Genomic DNA, 17489 nt, shown 5'->3' with positions numbered 1-17489 from the left:
TGACCCTAGTGGACGTACGCATCTGCCACATAGGCAACTTTCTATCTTTGCGTGTTTAGGAATTTATTTATGTTTAAAAAGTTTGAAGGCTTTACTAAGCCTTTCCCCGAGCAGGAGCCGACACAGCCTCCTTCGGGTATTTTTGCGTTTTGTCGCCACTACACTCGCGGGTTCGAAATCCCGTTGATCATCATGTCTGTAATGGCAACCATTGTCGCAATTGTTGAAGTTTCTCTATTTGGAGCAATGGGTAACTTGGTCGATTGGCTGTCGAACAGTAACCCAGAAACGTTTTGGCAAGATAACCAGAGTGATCTGATTTTCTACGGCGCCCTTTTGCTGGTTGTAATGCCTGTTCTTGTGGTTGGTTACTCGCTACTCGTTCACCAGACGTTACTTGGTAACTACCCAATGTCGATTCGTTGGTTAGCTCACCGCTACTTACTTAAGCAAAGCCTGAACTTTTATCAGGATGACTTTGCTGGCCGTGTCGCGACTAAAGTGATGCAAACCTCGCTAGCGGTACGTGAAACCGTGATGAAGACGATGGACGTGTTTGTTTACGTTTCTGTCTACTTCACCTCGATTGTCGTGCTGTTAGCTCAGGCCGACTGGCGCCTGATGATCCCAATGATCATTTGGCTATTCTGCTATGTCGGTATTCAGCTCTACTTTGTACCTAAGCTGAAACAGGTTGCTTCTGAACAAGCGGACGCTCGCTCAACCATGACAGGTCGTATCGTCGATAGCTACACTAACATTGCAACCGTGAAACTGTTCTCGCATAGCCGACGTGAAACAGAGTACGCCGAAGAAGGCATGAATGGCTTCTTAGGCACGGTTTACCGTCAAATGCGTTTGGTGACAGGGTTTGATGTCGCGGTCGAGATTACTAACTACGTTTTGGTGTTCTCAATCAGCGCGCTTTCTATCTACCTGTGGATGGATAACTCGATCAGTATCGGTGCGATTGCGATTGCGATTGCCCTAGCACTGCGTATCAACGGTATGTCGATGTGGATCATGTGGGAAGTCGGTGCTCTGTTCGAGAACATGGGTACCGTAGTTGATGGCATGAAAACCATGTCTAAACCCATTGATATTCAAGACAAACCAGACGCGAAACCTCTAGTAGTCAATCAAGGCGGTATCGAGTTTGACGATGTTAGCTTCCACTATGGTGACAAAACTAAAGGCGTGATCAGCAACCTTAACCTGAACATCAAGCCAGGTGAAAAAGTGGGGTTAGTGGGTCGATCTGGTGCGGGTAAATCTACTTTGGTTAACCTACTTCTTCGCTTCCACGATGTTGAAAGCGGTAAGATCAAGATTGATGGTCAGGTTATCTCTGATGTCACTCAAGACTCACTGCGCAGTAACATCGGTATGGTAACGCAAGATACCTCACTGCTGCACCGCTCTATCCGCGATAACATCTTGTATGGTAACCCTGATGCGAGCGAAGAAGAGTTACACCGAGCGACGAAACAGGCACACGCACATGAGTTCATCGAAACACTGAACGACCCGTTTGGCAACGTAGGCTACGATGCTCAGGTTGGTGAACGTGGTGTGAAGCTTTCTGGTGGTCAGCGTCAGCGTATTGCGATTTCACGTGTCCTACTGAAAGACGCTCCGCTTCTGATTCTTGATGAAGCAACCTCAGCTCTAGATTCAGAAGTTGAGGCAGCCATTCAAGAGAGCCTGAATGAGTTGATGCAAGGTAAAACGGTTATTGCCATTGCGCACCGACTCTCAACCATCGCCGCAATGGATCGATTGATCGTTCTCGATAAAGGCGAAGTCGTTGAGCAAGGCACTCACCAAGAGTTAGTTCAAAGCGGCGGAATCTACGCCCAACTTTGGGCACACCAGACTGGTGGCTTTATCGGTGATGAAGAGGCTGAAAAGCAAAGCGCTTAAATCACACGTTAAATAGACAAAAAGGAAGCCTCGGCTTCCTTTTTTATTGCTGCTCAATCAACAAAATGTGATTGATAGAACTTAGGGGTAACGGCAATTTTCTTTTTAAACTGACGTTGAAAGTGCGCTTGGTCAGAAAATCCAAGCTCTTGAGCCACCTCGGCGATCTCCTGACCGGATTTAAGCATCACCTTGGCACGTTTGATTTTCTCATCCATCAAATAGGCATGAGGTGGAAGACCATAGTAGTGCTTGAACGCTCTAAGGAGCTGGTAACGGCTCATCTGGGCTTCTTGCGCTAAATGATCCAACTGATGAATCTGGCTAACGTCATCAAGCAGTTTTTCTTGCACCCTTTTTAATGATGAAGAGGGGGATGGTTTAACCTCCATTGAACTCTGTACGTGAACAGCTTCAATAAAGTCATACAGACGAGTTTGCACCTGTATTTGGCTCGCTTCTGACTGGAGATCGTTAAACAGAGCTAAATAGTTATTTTTGATTGGCTCACTGCGCTCAAATGCGTGACGAAATGGTGTGTAGTCTGCACTATACCCAGCCTGAGATTGGCCGAGAATTTCTCGCTGAATCGCCCCCATCTGTTTGGTATCAACAAACAGCATGCTATAAGACCAAGTTCCCGCTTCCGGGTTACAAGAGTGAACATCGGCGGGATTAATCGTCACTATGTCACCGCGACCAATATGATGCGTCGAGCTGTGATTACGATAGTCAGCTTTGCCTTGTTGGATTATCCCAAATGAAAACTCATCGTGAGAATGCGCTGCATAACAAGCGGTGCTTTGGCTTGCGATTCTCATCTCAATCCAAGGCAGTACCGTACTTTGCTTAAAATTCGCGCTGTTATCTTTTTTCATGCGCAGCTCCTTGCGCTGTATAGGTTTGCAAAACTATAACCAAATCATGCTAACAGAAGCAGCCAAGGTTATCGCCATCATTCGATTAAAAATGCGCTGCTTATGGGGCTGAGATAAGTAACTAGATAAAGCACGCCCACTCATCGCCCATAAGCCAACACCCACTAAGCAACAAACTAACGACACCAGAGTAAACACCCAAAGCCAGTAATCTGTATTGCCCTGTCCGACCACATACAAACTGACTCCAGACATCGCCACCAACCAAGCTTTGGGATTAAGCAATTGGGTAAGCGATCCTATCCACCAGCCTGAGGTCAGCGTCGTTTGCCCTTCCAACTCAGCCACAGGTGCAGCAAATATCTGGTATGCGAGGTAGAGTAAAAATGCGCTGCCTACCCACTTCAATCTAGCTTCCAACAAGGGTAAAAGCTCAACCAACTCATGCATTACACTGCCAGAGATGAGCACAACTAAAGCATAAGCAATTGACGCTCCTAGCACCAGTTTACCGGCTTCTCGACTACCTCGTTGGGCGGCTGTGGCTGTCGCCAAAAGATTCACTGGCCCGGGTGTAGCGGCACCCACAAACGCAAATGCCAACATAGCAATAATTAAACTATTCATTTTGTTCTCCTTCACTAGCCATTTAGCCTAGCCAAAGAGAAGTAAGAGTTATTGAACGATATTGCAGGCATCCAGATAGAAAAAAGCCACACGCTAAGGTGTGGCAAAACAAAAAGAACTGGCAGTGAATAGTTCGCTTTGCGTTAAGTGAAGTTCAAGCTGAACTCCTAAAGTTGTTTAGTAAGTTTCAAACACACCGGAATTGTAATCCTGTATGGTTTGATTTATCTCATCCATCGTATTCATGACAAACGGGCCGTAATGAACGACAGGCTCATCAATTGGCTCGCCAGCGAAAATTAACACGCCACTTTGCTCGGACGCTTTCAAGTCGACTCGCTCACCTTTACCCAGCAGCGCAAGTTCACCCTGCTTGAGTGTGTAATCACCAACTTGAACCTTACCTTGATAGTTTAAGATCATCATGTTGAATTGCTCAGGTACTGACACACTCACTTGCTGGTCACTTTCGGCGCGCCAATCAGACACGCTAAGCTCAACACCCGTATTACTTAACGGACCTTTAAGCTGCATTTCATTGGCATTGATCGTTCCGGCGAGCACACGAATCAAACCAAGCTGCTCGTCACTATGTTCAGTGATTGTCTCTGGCTGAAAATCGACATATTGAGCTGGCTTCATTTTGTCGCGCGCAGGTTGATTTATCCAAATTTGGAAACCGTGCAAATCCCCCTCTTCCATAATAGGCATTTCACTATGGATAACTCCTCGGCCAGCCGCCATCCACTGAGCCCCACCACTTCTCAGCTCGCCAACATTGCCCATATGATCTTTGTGTTGAAAATGACCTTTGAGCATATAAGTTAGCGTTTCTATTCCGCGGTGAGGATGAGGTGGAAAGCCGCCAACGTAATCTGAACGTTGGTCCGACTTAAGCTCATCAACCATTAGAAATGGAGAAAACTGCGCATTGTTAAACCCAGCCACGCGCTGTATCTTAACCCCATCACCATCTGAGGTCGGATGAACTTGGATTACTTGATTAACTTGTCTGGTTACACTCATGCTGTCTCCCCTTAGTTTGGCTCCATGAAGGAATGAAGACAGTTTACTGACCTTGAAGAGTAAATTGAGCGGGGAGATTAGAGCCTGTCGTTCGAATAATTCGAACGACAATGAGATTTAAGCGGGTACGAGTGTTTTTAAAGAGGTGGGTACTATCAGCTTGTGTACTGGGGCAACAAAAAACATATACACTTTGCCGAACGTGTTCTTAACATCGACAACCGTTGTTGCATGCAAGGTCATTGTGTCGCCATCAGGAACAATAAGAAAAGAGAGCCGAACATTGAGGTGCTTATCGCAGTCTTCTACCAGCAGTTCGTTGTCGCTTAAACTCACAATAGAAAAGATACCCACTTGATCGCCAACTCGATACTCGCCAATCGGTTTGTTTTCATCCAAATCTGCCATACGCCCTAGGTGTTTCAACCCCAGTTTTGAAACAATGCGATTGCGTAAATCCATTAGCGCATTAACCCAGCGGGGCGTCTTATTCACCATCGCAAAGTAGACTTCGAGTGCGGATTCACCGTTACAAGCCAACTTTATGTTGTGTGTATCAGCGAAGTAGGCCCCTTGCAAATAGGGGTGAATGTTAGAGTGACTGGGCAGTTCCATAGCAAAACCTTGTTGGGTGATTAATCCTTCAATTTATACCAATCGGGATAAATAGCTGATCAGATAATTGCGCAGGAAAAATCGCTTAGAGCAAGGCATAGATTTTGTAGCTATCAGCGATTTTAACCAGCAAGAATGACCAGAAATTTATTCTGGTTGGTATTATGACCTTAAAGGTGACCATAGATAAAACAAAGGCACAGAAGTGAATATCTGTGCCTTGTCTCAATTTTAATCAGTGATGTGTTGCTGCCAGTAGCTATACAACCCATCCACATCACCCGAGCAGAGTAATGACATAGCGCCTTTAAGCTGCTCATCGCGCCAGTGCCACCACTGCATTTCATTTAGCTTCTCTCGCTCACTTTCTGAGAAACGATACTTAATGTGCTTGGCTGGGTTTGATCCCACGACTTCATAGGGTGCGACATCCTTGGTCACAACAGCGCGACTGGCAATAATAGCACCATCTCCTATGGTTACCCCCGCCATAATCATCGCTTCAGAGCCTATCCACACATCATTCCCCACCACTGTATTTCCTGCGCATGAAAATCCATCTTGCGCATCTGCGAAGTTCTCATCATATTGATAGAAAAAAGGAAAGGTCGAGATCCAGTCGCTGCGGTGTCCTTGATTTCCTGCCATCATAAATACAGCGCCCGAGCCTATCGAGCAAAAGCTACCGATGATCAGTTTATCGACATCGTCTCTATCCGGATTTAAGTAACGTGCGCAATCATCAAAACCATGGCTATGATAATAGCCCGAATAGTAGCTATGACGACCAACAATAATATTGGGGTTGGTTACCTGCTCGGTCAGCGGTTTGCCTGCAAATGGAGAGTCAAAAACATTCATAATTTCATTCTTTTGGTTATCTATGATTTAGTCCAAGGTTAGGATAAGGATAAAGATGACTCAGGTCACTGAGATTTATCATTGCCATCGCTCAGTCCACACTAACCCAAACTGGCATTGGTATCCGCATGGCAACACGATAAGATACCGCATCTCAACGTCACGGATGTACTAATAATGATCAATACCGCTCAGCAATTTATTGATGCAGGAGTAAAATACACTCCGCATTACTTTCAAGTCCCTTTAAATTACTCAGACGCTACGCAAGGTGAAATTACCGTTTTTGCTCGCGAGCTATCCTTGGTTTCAGATGGTAACAGCGCAAAGCCTTGGTTGGTCTACTTTCAAGGCGGCCCAGGCTTCCCCTCTCCTCGTCAAAATGGCAATAGCGGATGGGTAAAGCGCGCGCTGCAAGATTACCGTGTTTTACTGTTAGACCAACGCGGAACGGGCAATAGTTCAGTGATCTCTCACCAAACTCTGGCGCACCTAACACCTGAAGAGCAAGCGGAGTATTTAAGCTACTTTCGTGCTGACAACATCGTTCGCGATGCCGAGTTTATTCGCCAGCAATTTGGGGTTGAGCAGTGGTCAATTCTAGGTCAAAGCTTCGGTGGTTTCTGTTCACTCACCTATCTATCACTTTTTCCTCAGAGTTTGTCTCGCAGCTTTATTACTGGCGGTGTCCCGTCGATTTCTCGTCACCCAGACGATGTATATCAGGCGACTTTTAAACGAACGATGGAGAAGAACCAAGCTTTCTTCCAGCAGTTCCCTAAAGCTCAACAGCTGTGTAAACAGATTGCCGATCACTTGATCGATAACGAAGAATACCTACCCAACGGACAGCGATTTACCGTTGAGCAATTCCAGCAGATTGGAATTAACTTCGGTATGAGTGATACTTTCTTGCCAACCTACTACGCACTAGAAAACGCCCTTATTGAGGTTAATGGAAAAACCGAGCTGCGCTATGAGTTTTTGAGCAGCATGCTGATAGAGCAAGGTTTCCAGACGAATCCGATCTATGCCATTTTGCATGAATCAATCTACTGCCAAGGCTTTGCGTCAAACTGGAGTGCTCATAGAGTTCGTCAGCAAAACCCAGCGTTTAACTACGATAAAGACAAACCTTTCTACTTTACTGGTGAGATGGTCTTCCCTTGGATGTTTGATCAATACAAGAACTTGCAACCACTAAAAGCCGCCGCTGAGTTACTCGCAGCGAAAGAAGACTGGCAACCGTTATACGATATGAAACAGTTAGCAAACAATAAAGTACCAGTAAGCTGCGCTGTCTATGCCGATGACATGTTTGTTGAGATGGATATCAGCCGAGAAACACTGGCAGAGATGCCAAATGCCAAAGCTTGGATTACGAATGAATATGAGCACAACGGTTTACGTGCTGATGGCGAGAAGATCTTAGATACTCTGATTGCAATGGGTGACCAAACCGCAGCGACACTTATCTAACCAAAGAGCCCCCCGCACACAGGTTGGGGGGCCAACTTAAAATGTGTCATCGGTGTTATTCCATCGAGTGAAGACCAATCATATTGCCTTCAGTGTCGGAGACCATAGAGATAAAACCGTGTGGGCCAATAGCAAATTTAGTGTGAACCACCTTGCCACCAGCGCCTTCGACTCTTGACTGCTCATTAACGCAATCTTGGCAAGAAAAGTAGACCAGTGTGCTATTGCCACCTGGAGAAACCCCTTCCATTTTTGCTAACGCACCCGCTGCGCCATACTGCTCCATAGAGGATGGAAAAAGCCACATTTCTATTTCCATCTTAGCGTCACCATCAAGTTTCTCTAACGACGTTTCAAACACTGCTTCATAGAACGCTTTCGCACGCGACATATCGTCAACATAGATTTCAAACCAACCAACTGGATTCATTTGCATGTTCCTCCTAGACCTGAGCGAATGACTCTTTAAAACTAGCGCAGGACTTCAACAATTCCAGTCAGTACAACGCCCTTTCAAGTTTCAATTGGTGGAATACAGGCAAATAAGCCGTCAATCTAAATATGTAAATCATAAAAAATCACAGCCATATCTAATATTCCTTTCGCCCATAAGCGCTATAAACTCCTCGCAATTAAATAATAAAAAACATACCAAGATTATTAGTGAGGTAAAGGCGTAGTAATGGATATCTATCAAGAGAGTATTAGTTTTTTAGGCAATAATGTTGAATTCGATGACAACGGATTATTTCAGTGTGAGTTATCACCAGAAAGCGGCATTCATGACGAAGCTCTTTTTCTTACTATTTTCAAAAATGAAGCCACAATCAACCTACATGTTTCTATTACTAGCCCTATTGAGCTACCTATTCCCATGCCAGATCAACTAGCTGTTGCTTTAGGCGAGCAGGCGCTAGAGCCTTTTCGAGGCGGGTTCGGTGTTGGTCTCATACCCGATAGCCGTCGTTTAAGCATTTACAAGATAATAGCCCTATCCAACAAACCTCAAGGCTATGTCCAAAACACACTTCAGCAGTTGCTCGATAAAGTCGAACAATGGCATCAGTTCATTGAACAAGTTGAAACATCTACTGAGTCTATAGAAAGACCGAACTCAGGCATTTTCATTTAATTGTTTTCCATTATTAAATCAAGAGCGGAAGAAAATCATGTCAACCATTCATATTAATAGTCAGCATAGAGGTAATTTAGATCTTGCTGATATTCACAGATTAAAAAATGAAGCCAAACAAGGTGATACCGTTAAATTTGGCTCTATTTTTGGCAAAGAATATAGCGTTACCAAAAATAGCGATGGAGAAATAAGCTTAAAACAGAAAGAGAGCAAAAGCTTCTTTAGCCATTTTTTCAACAAGTCTGATGCAACAAAAAACAATGACTTGAAGCTCAATCAGATGAATCAACAGCTACACAACAAAGGAAGAATCGGTGAAGCGAAAGTACTCACCGTTACCTACAATCAGGCAAACCAAAAAATGCCGGAAGAAACAAAAAACTATTTCCAGAACCTAATCAAAAGTGGTGACTATGATGTCGTACTGTTTGCTGAGCAAGAATCTAAACTGCTTGCCAAAGATCTAGAGCTTGAGGGCATGAACCTACTCAGCCAAAACAAGATGAAGGTTATGACCAAAGGACTAGGTGAAGGCGTCAGCTACACGTCTATGTCTGTATTTGCCAAAGATGGTGCCGACGTTAAAGTAAAAGGAGAGTCTGAATACCGACACGGTTGGGGAGGCAAGAATATGGAGTTCTTGTTAGGCATTACTGGCAATAAAGGGGGCGTTAAAACTTCCTTAGAAGTCAATGGACAAGATATTACCGCTATTTCCGCACACCTAGACTCCAACAAAGAGGCCAAGCGTGAATTAGAAGGCAACAAACTTATGGCTGGAATTAAATCCAATGAGGAAGTTCTAATTACCGGTGACTTGAATGAGCGTGAAAAGCTTTTAGGCGATGGAACCATGTATGATCCTGTATCACACGATGACACTCATTTAGCGAAGCATGGATTTAAGTTTGAGGCTCTTAACAGCCATACCTACATGCAGTTAGATTCAACAGGCAAGATCAAGCATAAAGAAGGCCGAGATCGTCCAGACTTTGGCGAACTGGACAACACTGGATTGACCAACAAAACTGGGAATCTTAAAGACTTGCAAACTAAGGTCTTAGATGAAGGATTTGACAACGTGAGTGACCATAAGCCTGTAGCCTCAACCTTTACAGTAAGAGGTTAAAGAAGATTTAGTAGACCCTCTCGACTATCAGAGGGTCTTGTAACTATCGCTGGCGCTGGTAGCGACTTTGAACAATCGCATCGAGATAGACTTTGCTTTCAACCAAATTGTATTTTTGCAAACCATCCAGTTCCCCAAACAGTTTTGCGCCGCCACCGAGAACAACTGGAATAGTGGTGATAGCAAGTTCATCTATCAGATCTTGTTTTAAGAAGTTTTGAATTGTCACTCCACCGTCGATATACAAATCTTGGTAACCTTGTTCATTAAGATCCTTAACGATGTCAGGCAAATCTCCACTGACTAAGAACACCTTGTCTTGATAGCCAGATGGGACTTCTTTCAATGTGTTGCTCAGCACAAAGACGGGCTTACTGTATGGCCAATCAACGTCAAAGCTTAGTACTGCTTCAAGGGTATTTCTGCCCATCACCAACGCATCGACACGCTCAAGCAGGGGCACAAATCCCATATCAATATTGTCTGGGTTAGGTATCGAATGCAGCCAATCGAGTCCCCCATCCTTGTCTGCGATATAACCGTCAAGACTGGTTGCAATAAATACGATATTTGCCATGGTCAGGTTCTCCGATAAACGAGTTTGGACAAAGTATAAAACTGAGTTACAATTAATTCTACACTGTAGAATTAATATTAGATTAATGAGATCCTAAGATGTCTGTCAAGCAAAAACGCAGAGGGCGCCCTCAAGCCCAAACAAGCCAATTGGATGCTGAACGCATTCTTAGCAAAGCAAAAGAGTTGATGCTTAGAGACAATAAAATGCCAAGTGTCAGAGGGTTAGCCACCGAGTTATTCGTTGACGCAATGGCGATATATCACTACTTCCGTAACAAGAATGCATTGCAAGAATCTATCGTCATTTCTCTGATTGAAGATATCTACCAGCCTGACGCGAGTGAAGATTGGCAAACTCAATTATCACAGCTCTGCATCAGCTACGTATCTCTTTTGCATCGCTACCCTGGATTACTTGAAACGCTACTCAAAATGGACTCCGTCAGTCCTGCCAATGTATTTATCGAACGCTTTGAAACGATAGTGCAGCCTCTTGCTCTCTCCCCTGAAACCACTAAGCACGCTATCGACCTCCTTGCCGACTACTTGCATGGTTTCGCTTTGGCACTCAACTGCCAGCCTAGCAGTGAGCTCACATTAGATATGCTTTCTGGACCATTAAACCTTGTTTATCAATGCTTAGATCCTCATTTTGACCGATAAGACACTATGTGATTTACCAACGATATGGCTTCAAAAAACCTGAAAACCATGGCGAAGCGCTTCAGTCAGGCTACAATGACTCTTCATAGCCTAAATCACATGTACTGAATGCTAAAGATATCCAACAACGTCACCCTACAAGCTTGGGAGATCCAACTCACAGCAATACGAGCTCAAGGTGCGGGCGGACAGAACGTCAACAAAGTCTCGAGTGCTATTCATCTTCAGTTTGATGTTAAGCACTCTAGCTTACCTAGCATTTATAAAGAACGAATTCTTGCTCTGCGTGATTCTCGTATTTCTAAAGAAGGTGTCATCACAATAAAAGCTCAGCAATATCGAACTCAAGAGCAAAACAAAGAAGATGCGCTCAACAGACTCGCTGAACTGATCACATCGGCAATGGTGGTGCAAAAGAAACGTCGAGAGACAAAACCAACCCGCGCATCTAAAGAAAGACGGCTGAAAAGTAAAAACATCAAATCGCAGACCAAGTCTCTTCGTGGCCGAATTAAGCATTAAGCTCAGTGTCATATAGACTAAACAAGGATGGTTAGGAATCAGGTAAGATAATGACAAACTTAGGGAAAAGTATTTGTATCTTCAGTTTAATCGCCTCAAGCGCTGTATGGGCAAAGCCAGTTGCTAACTGGAAGTTTGAAAGCGACAGTGACGGCATAACCATCTACTCTCGTGAGCATAGTGATGGGCTAGTCGAGATTAGAGCCAGAATGTTCGCCCCCACCAGCTACGGCGCGTTTTTGTTGTTGCTGGAAGATACCGCTAATGTGCCGAACTGGATTGATAACGTCAGCCTAAGCCGCGTTATAAAGCAAATCTCATCCAACGAAAACATTGTCTACACACAATTTGCCGCACCTTGGCCTGCGAAAGACCGCGATATGGTCACTTACTCAAAATATTCCGTCGATGAGATAGGTTTTACACTCAACATCAAAGACGCCCCTCCAGCCAGTTTGCCCGAGCAAGAGGATTACATCCGCATTACCTCAGTAAAAGCCACATGGACGCTGCAAAAGCTCACCAATGGTAGTGCTCTTATCGAATACGTTGCTTTCGCTGATCCTGGCGGCGCTCTGCCTGATTGGCTGGCCAACAAACTCGCTAAAGAAAGCGCTCGCAATACCTTTATGGGACTGCGAGAACAACTTCCTAACTACCAAGGCAGTGCGCACCCCAATATCAAAGAGTGATAGAGAACCCGCTAACCTAGAATGCAAAGCTTGGGGTATTAAAGCCGAAATGTTCAAGCTGTTGTGGGGACATGTAATAGATTCCCTCCGCAGACGCCGCATGCATAGTAAACCAATAAAATTCTTCAGGTTTGCTTAGCCCAATATCTTGATAGTATTCAATATACGGCTGATGTTCTGGGCTGCTTTTTGGTAAGTCAACGCCACCCACCACTTTTCCATCATCATCTTCGAAAGCCCAAGAATGAACGCCTACTTTCGCGCCTTTTTCCGCCTTTCTGGTCACTCCTGAAAGAAACAGGTCCGTCCCACCTGACTCAACGATGCCATTCTCGCCTAAGTAAGTACTGATCCCCATCTGATGAATCTTCTTCGATAAGCGAAGATTGGTTTCATCGTCGACAGAACCTGGGATCTCCTTTAATCGCAGTAGCTTTACTTTCGGGTACTGTTTAGTCATTTGTTCAAATGCAGTGTACGACCCCGAACAGATAACACCATTCACTCGCGCCTGCTCAAATGAGGAGTCGACGGTAAAAGTCAGAGGCTCAAAATCATACTCATCTGCTTCTTGGCATTGCGACTGGAAGACATAGGGAGCAAGATTATCTTTTGAAGACTGACAACCAGAGAGTACGGTAACGGCGATAAATAGTGGGATTAAGGGTTTCAATTTCAGCTCCAAAACCATTCATTATTGTTATGGATAGTTTATTGAGCCATTGATTATTAATGTATATGGATGTTGTAAGGCTTTGTCATCAAATGTCAGAGCTAAAAAAGCCCAGTTTTCACTGGGCTAGTTTGGTTAGGCTAACTTATAGAAGACGGTCGCTAACGGCGGCAATCGTAAATGAATGGATTGTTCTAAGCCCTCGCTTGCTACCTCTTCGCTCGTCACCGAGTTAAGTACTTCAAATCCACTACCGTGGTACTTGTTGTCATCGGTGTTAAGCAGCAATTGATAGGTTCCTTCATGTGGTACACCCAATCTGAACTCTTCGTGCGGGACAGGAGTAAAGTTGGTCACGACAAGAATACGCTCTCCACTATCACTCAAGCGCTCATGAGCCAAAATCGACGCTTCAGCAGCATCTTGCAATCGCCACTCGAAGCCACGCGGTTCGCAATCTAGCTCATGCATTGCTTTCTCGCTGCTGTATAGCTTATTGAGATCGCGAGTCAACGCCTGAACCCCTTGATGGCGTTCAAAATCAAGCAGGAACCATTGCAGTTGATCGTCATGGTTCCATTCCGCTGTCTGACCAAATTCTGCGCCCATAAAGTTAAGCTTTTTACCCGGTTGTGCGTACATGTAACCAAGGTACGCACGCAAGTTGGCCGTTTGCTGCCACTCGTCGCCAGGCATCTTATTGTGAATAGAACCTTTACCGTAAACCACTTCATCGTGTGATAGCGACAGTACATAGTTCTCGCTGTGGGCATAAACCAATGGGAAGGTAATCGTATTGTGATGGTATTGACGGTGAATCGGGTCTTCTTGAATGTAAGACAAAGAGTCGTGCATCCAGCCCATATTCCACTTAAATCCAAAGCCTAAGCCGCCCATAAAGGTAGGTGCAGACACTCCCGGGAATGCGGTCGATTCTTCAGCTATGGTCATCGCATTCGGGAAGTATTTGTACACTTCCTCATTCATCCACTTCAGCGTGGCAATCGCATCGTAGTTTTCATTGCCACCATCAACGTTTGGAATCCATTGATCATGGCTACGTGAGTAATCGAGGTACAACATAGACGCGACAGCATCGACTCGAATGCCATCAATATGGAACTGCTCAAACCAATACAATGCGTTAGAAACTAAGAAACGTCTTACATGTTCACGGCCTAGATCGTAGATGTATGAGTTCCAATCTTGGTGCCAACCGCGACGAGGGTCTGGGTCGTGGAATAAAGGCGTACCATCAAAATTCGCTAAGCCGTGATCATCTGATGGGAAGTGCGCTGGCACCCAATCAAGTACCACACCTAGACCGGCCTGGTGACACTGATCGACGAAGTATTTAAAGTCATCTGGTGTACCAAAACGACTGGTTGGCGCAAATAAACCCACTGGCTGATAGCCCCAAGAGCCATAGAATGGGTGCTCGGAAACAGGCATCAATTCGATGTGGGTGTAGCCCATATCGACAAGATAAGGAATTAGCTGCTCAGCCAACTCACGGTAGTTTAAGAAGTCACCGTTCGCACCACGACGCCAAGAACCCGCATGCAGCTCATAGAAAGAGAGCGCTTCTTTGCGCTTTTCCGTCACTGGACGATTTTGCCACTGATCATCTTGCCATTGGTAACGGCTATGATCGTAAGTCACTGAAGAAAAAGAAGGGTACTGCTCCGCAAACGCGCCCCAAGGATCAGCCTTATGAGGTAAGCCTTCGCCATTTGGCCCTTTTAACTCAAATTTGTATTGAGTACCTTCAGGGAGATTTGGAATAAAGATACCCCAGATACCATAGTCGAGACGCTGCATAGGCGTGCGGCGTCCATCCCACTGGTTGAACTCGCCCACCAAACTACACGCAGAAGCATGCGGAGCGTATACCAAAAAACGGATACCCGAAATCTGTTTGCCACCACGCTCAAGCGTCATAAACTGCGCGCCCATATGCTTGTACATTTCTTTAGGCGTATGCAGCTCATCATATTCAGCGTAGATGTTGTGATACTGATAAGGATCATCTACCAGTTGCTCGGTGCCATTCCAATCGACGGCAAGCAGGTAGTGTGTTAAGTGTAAATCTTGCTCTTGTTTAAGGATAAAGCCAGAGGCATCTTCCCTTTCAAGTTCTACTCGCTGATCGTCGATCACTAATTCAACTTTATCAGCGCCTGGCATCCATACACGCAAAGCACCGTGCTCTGGATCGATAAAAGGCCCGATAAACGAAAATGGGTCAGCGAATGTCGCGTGTGAAAGCCGGTTATAAATCTTTGTTGCCTTATCTAACGTTGTTGTTTTCAAGTTACTTCTCTCCCTAACCTAACTTTCATAATCCAAATAAGATTAGTTGTCGTATTGACAGGTCAAATGACCCAAAAAGCCCGCTATGCAGCGGGCTTAATTAGCGTTATGACAGTTTACCGAATTCCGGCTCTACATAGAGTGATACAACCTAAAATTTTCTATGTATGAACTGCAATTAGACGACTATTTGCTTACTTTCGCTCGAACTTCGGTGAGCTTGTGAGCAATGCGATTAACCCCTTCATGCGCGAACACTTCGTCGAGATTCATCGACAGTTTACGACGCCAGTTTGGATACTCATCGACCGTGCCAGGAATGTTAACTGGCTTGTCCATTTCAAGCCAATCTTCCAGCTGGACACTGAGCAGTGTCGAAGAACCTGCTGCAACATGAAGTTGAAGTGCTTCCGCTAGGTAAGAGTCCATTGGTACATATTGCGCATCACGGCCCACACCTTCTGGTAGGTAACCATGCCATGCCACTGAGTCAAGGATACCTTGCTTACACTCTAGACGGTCAGCGAACAGACCTTTGAGCTGCTCTGCGTCAGGATAAAGGCCAAGCTCTTCACCCATCTTAAGGTCTTCACAGTGCCAGAAACCACGGAGCGTTGGCATATCGTGAGTACACAGGGCAGACATAGATTGCTCTGCGTAATGAGCAGGTGAAATAAAGCCGCCGTCATCTTCTGAAGTTTCAAAGAAGAAGACCTTGTATGAGTGAACGCCAGCGTCGCGTAGAATCTCGACGATTTCATCAGGCACAGTACCTAAATCTTCGCCAATCACACTACATTGATAGCGATGCGACTCTAATGCCAGAATCGCTAGCATGTCTTCCACTGGGTAGTAAATGTAAGCGCCTTTAGTTGCGTTTTCACCTTTAGGAATCCACCATAAACGTAGCAGGCCTAACACATGGTCAATACGCAGTGCGCCACAGTGCTTCATGTTCGCGCGCAGCAGCTTGATGTATGCATCATAGCCAGTCGCTTGCAGCACTTGTGGATTCAGCGGAGGTAGTCCCCAGTTTTGACCAAGTGGTCCAAGGACATCTGGTGGAGCACCGATGCTTGCATCCATGATTAGGTTACCATCATCCGCCCAAGTTTCTGAGCCTGAATCCGCCACACCCACAGCCAAGTCGCGGTATAAGCCCACTGACATGCCTTTTTCTTCAGCCAAAGCTTGCGCTTCTTTAATCTGAGTATCGGCAACCCACTGTAGGTACATGTAAAGATGAACTTGATCTTGGTTTTGTTCGATAAAGCTTTGCACCGCACTGTTTTCAAACTTACGGTACTCTTCAGGGAATACAGGCCAGCCCCAAACATTAGAATCTTCAGCGTGCAGTTTAGCGTGAAGCGCATCAAACGCCGCTTGATGAACTAAGCTCTCGCCACCCTCTTCAACAAAGGCTAAGAAAGTTTGCGCTCGCTCTGAATTTTTATCTAAGTGACGTTTCTTAAACTCAGTAAATAGCTGAGGCAAGACACTCATTTTCAGATCAGAGACTTCGGTGTAGTTTACCCAGTGTGACTCGCGTGCTTTTTGCAGACGTTGTTGGAACTCTGCACTGCCCACTTTTTGCTGCGCTTCAATGCTTAGTGCAAACTCCGGCACAGAACTAACGTCAATGTACATGATGTTTAGCCAGCGGCGTGACGACGGGCTGTATGGGCTCGCCCCTTCTGGGTTTGCCGGGAACAATGAATGAATTGGGTTTAAGCCAACAAAATCACCACCGCGTGATGCGATATCGGCAACCAGTTGTTTAAGGTCACCAAAATCACCAATACCCCAGTTGTGCTGAGTGCGAAGCGTGTAAAGCTGAACACTTGGCCCCCACATTTTCTTGCCGTTTAAGATGCCATCTTGTTTGAAACACGCTTTTGGCGTCACAATCAATGTCATCTCATAAGGGGCTTTACGACGCTTACGAGTGATAGTCAGCTTGTGATAACCCCAAGCGATATCTCTCGGTAATGCAAACACTAAAGGGCCACCCTCTTTGCGCTCATCGCGTACGATTTGCGATTGAAGATAGCCTTCAAGTACCTCTCCCTGCTCAGTATCTAAGCGCCAGCTAAACTCACTTTCACGAGCACTCGCTCCTAGATTCAGCGCCACTTCGACAGGTTCACCATCGCGGACAACCAGTACTGGGTCTAGCACATCTTTCTTATGCTTTTTCTCTGCTGATTTCAGAAGAGTTTCATCATTTGTCGTGTCATAGCCTAAAGACGCAAGTAAGTGACGAATGGTTTCGTCTTCAACTTTAGCTTCATCTCCCCACGCGCTAACGTAGCTGTCGGCAATTCTCGCCATTTCAGCGACTTGTTTTAATGCGTTATCTTGTTTCATCGCTCTC

Annotated in this window: 16 protein-coding genes and 1 pseudogene; 7 read left to right on the top strand and 10 right to left on the bottom strand. The window is 45.3% G+C overall.

Going from position 1 to position 17489, the window contains the following annotated elements:
• The first annotated feature begins 69 nt into the window (after positions 1 to 69).
• Positions 70 to 1923 carry an ABC transporter ATP-binding protein gene (locus AC6R00_RS08260; RefSeq protein ID WP_239852221.1) on the top strand — a complete coding sequence of 618 codons (1854 nt, stop codon included), beginning with the start codon at positions 70 to 72 and terminating at the stop codon, positions 1921 to 1923.
• Between the two features lie 53 nt (positions 1924 to 1976).
• Here the strand turns inward: AC6R00_RS08260 and AC6R00_RS08255 are convergent, their stop codons facing one another.
• The 5 genes from AC6R00_RS08255 to catB form a co-directional block, all read right to left on the bottom strand.
• On the bottom strand, positions 1977 to 2801 hold the full coding sequence (locus AC6R00_RS08255; protein WP_500640011.1) for a helix-turn-helix domain-containing protein: 825 nt from the start codon (positions 2799 to 2801) through the stop codon (positions 1977 to 1979).
• 33 nt (positions 2802 to 2834) lie between these two features.
• Entirely contained in the window at positions 2835 to 3428 is a 594-nt protein-coding gene (locus AC6R00_RS08250; RefSeq protein ID WP_500640010.1) for a LysE family translocator, read from the bottom strand.
• A 177-nt stretch (positions 3429 to 3605) separates the two neighbouring features.
• Positions 3606 to 4454 (bottom strand): pirin family protein, encoded by an 849-nt coding sequence (locus AC6R00_RS08245; RefSeq protein WP_500640009.1) that lies wholly within the window; start codon positions 4452 to 4454, stop codon positions 3606 to 3608.
• 117 nt (positions 4455 to 4571) lie between these two features.
• A complete protein-coding gene (locus AC6R00_RS08240) occupies positions 4572 to 5069 on the bottom strand; it encodes a DUF2867 domain-containing protein (RefSeq protein ID WP_500640008.1) in 498 nt (165 codons plus the stop codon).
• A 231-nt stretch (positions 5070 to 5300) separates the two neighbouring features.
• Entirely contained in the window at positions 5301 to 5930 is a 630-nt protein-coding gene (catB, locus tag AC6R00_RS08235; RefSeq protein WP_500640007.1) for a type B chloramphenicol O-acetyltransferase, read from the bottom strand.
• A 177-nt stretch (positions 5931 to 6107) separates the two neighbouring features.
• Between catB and AC6R00_RS08230 the strand changes: the two genes are divergently transcribed.
• Positions 6108 to 7409: an alpha/beta fold hydrolase gene (locus tag AC6R00_RS08230; RefSeq protein WP_500640006.1), complete on the top strand. Its 1302-nt coding sequence runs from the start codon at positions 6108 to 6110 to the stop codon at positions 7407 to 7409.
• Positions 7410 to 7464: 55 nt separating this feature from the next.
• Here AC6R00_RS08230 and AC6R00_RS08225 read toward each other — a convergent pair whose 3' ends face one another.
• Positions 7465 to 7845, bottom strand: coding sequence for a VOC family protein (locus AC6R00_RS08225; protein WP_500640005.1), 381 nt, complete (start codon positions 7843 to 7845; stop codon positions 7465 to 7467).
• A 246-nt stretch (positions 7846 to 8091) separates the two neighbouring features.
• On the opposite strand from AC6R00_RS08225, the gene AC6R00_RS08220 reads away from it, so the two are divergent.
• Together AC6R00_RS08220 and AC6R00_RS08215 are read left to right on the top strand one after the other, a co-directional pair.
• The gene (locus AC6R00_RS08220; protein WP_239824968.1) at positions 8092 to 8541 is read left to right on the top strand and encodes an ati2 chaperone; all 450 of its coding nucleotides are present in this window, start codon (positions 8092 to 8094) and stop codon (positions 8539 to 8541) included.
• Between the two features lie 37 nt (positions 8542 to 8578).
• A pseudogene (locus tag AC6R00_RS08215) lies at positions 8579 to 9667 on the top strand (hypothetical protein); the annotation flags it as partial.
• Positions 9668 to 9716: 49 nt separating this feature from the next.
• On the opposite strand, the gene AC6R00_RS08210 reads toward AC6R00_RS08215, so the two are convergent.
• Positions 9717 to 10250 carry a dihydrofolate reductase family protein gene (locus AC6R00_RS08210; RefSeq protein WP_500640004.1) on the bottom strand — a complete coding sequence of 178 codons (534 nt, stop codon included), beginning with the start codon at positions 10248 to 10250 and terminating at the stop codon, positions 9717 to 9719.
• A 98-nt stretch (positions 10251 to 10348) separates the two neighbouring features.
• On the opposite strand from AC6R00_RS08210, the gene AC6R00_RS08205 reads away from it, so the two are divergent.
• The 3 genes from AC6R00_RS08205 to AC6R00_RS08195 all read left to right on the top strand — a co-directional run bounded on the left by AC6R00_RS08205 (position 10349) and on the right by AC6R00_RS08195 (position 12129).
• A complete protein-coding gene (locus AC6R00_RS08205; protein WP_500640003.1) occupies positions 10349 to 10915 on the top strand; it encodes a TetR/AcrR family transcriptional regulator in 567 nt (188 codons plus the stop codon).
• Positions 10916 to 11023: 108 nt separating this feature from the next.
• Positions 11024 to 11437, top strand: a complete 414-nt coding sequence (gene arfB, locus AC6R00_RS08200) for an alternative ribosome rescue aminoacyl-tRNA hydrolase ArfB (protein ID WP_500640002.1) — start codon at positions 11024 to 11026, stop codon at positions 11435 to 11437.
• 50 nt (positions 11438 to 11487) lie between these two features.
• Positions 11488 to 12129, top strand: coding sequence for an START domain-containing protein (locus AC6R00_RS08195; RefSeq protein ID WP_425667534.1), 642 nt, complete (start codon positions 11488 to 11490; stop codon positions 12127 to 12129).
• A 16-nt stretch (positions 12130 to 12145) separates the two neighbouring features.
• Here the strand turns inward: AC6R00_RS08195 and AC6R00_RS08190 are convergent, their stop codons facing one another.
• From AC6R00_RS08190 to malQ, 3 genes are all read right to left on the bottom strand, one after another.
• Positions 12146 to 12802: a hypothetical protein gene (locus tag AC6R00_RS08190; protein WP_500640001.1), complete on the bottom strand. Its 657-nt coding sequence runs from the start codon at positions 12800 to 12802 to the stop codon at positions 12146 to 12148.
• Positions 12803 to 12937: 135 nt separating this feature from the next.
• Complete coding sequence (gene glgB / locus AC6R00_RS08185) at positions 12938 to 15115, bottom strand: 1,4-alpha-glucan branching protein GlgB (protein ID WP_500640000.1); 2178 nt, start codon at positions 15113 to 15115, stop codon at positions 12938 to 12940.
• Positions 15116 to 15301: 186 nt separating this feature from the next.
• A complete protein-coding gene (gene malQ / locus AC6R00_RS08180) occupies positions 15302 to 17482 on the bottom strand; it encodes a 4-alpha-glucanotransferase (RefSeq protein ID WP_500639999.1) in 2181 nt (726 codons plus the stop codon).
• Positions 17483 to 17489 lie beyond the last annotated feature (7 nt).

Source organism: Vibrio sp. R10-SF1-ISO8 (assembly GCF_059833805.1).
This window is presented reverse-complemented; position numbering and strand designations above follow the sequence as displayed.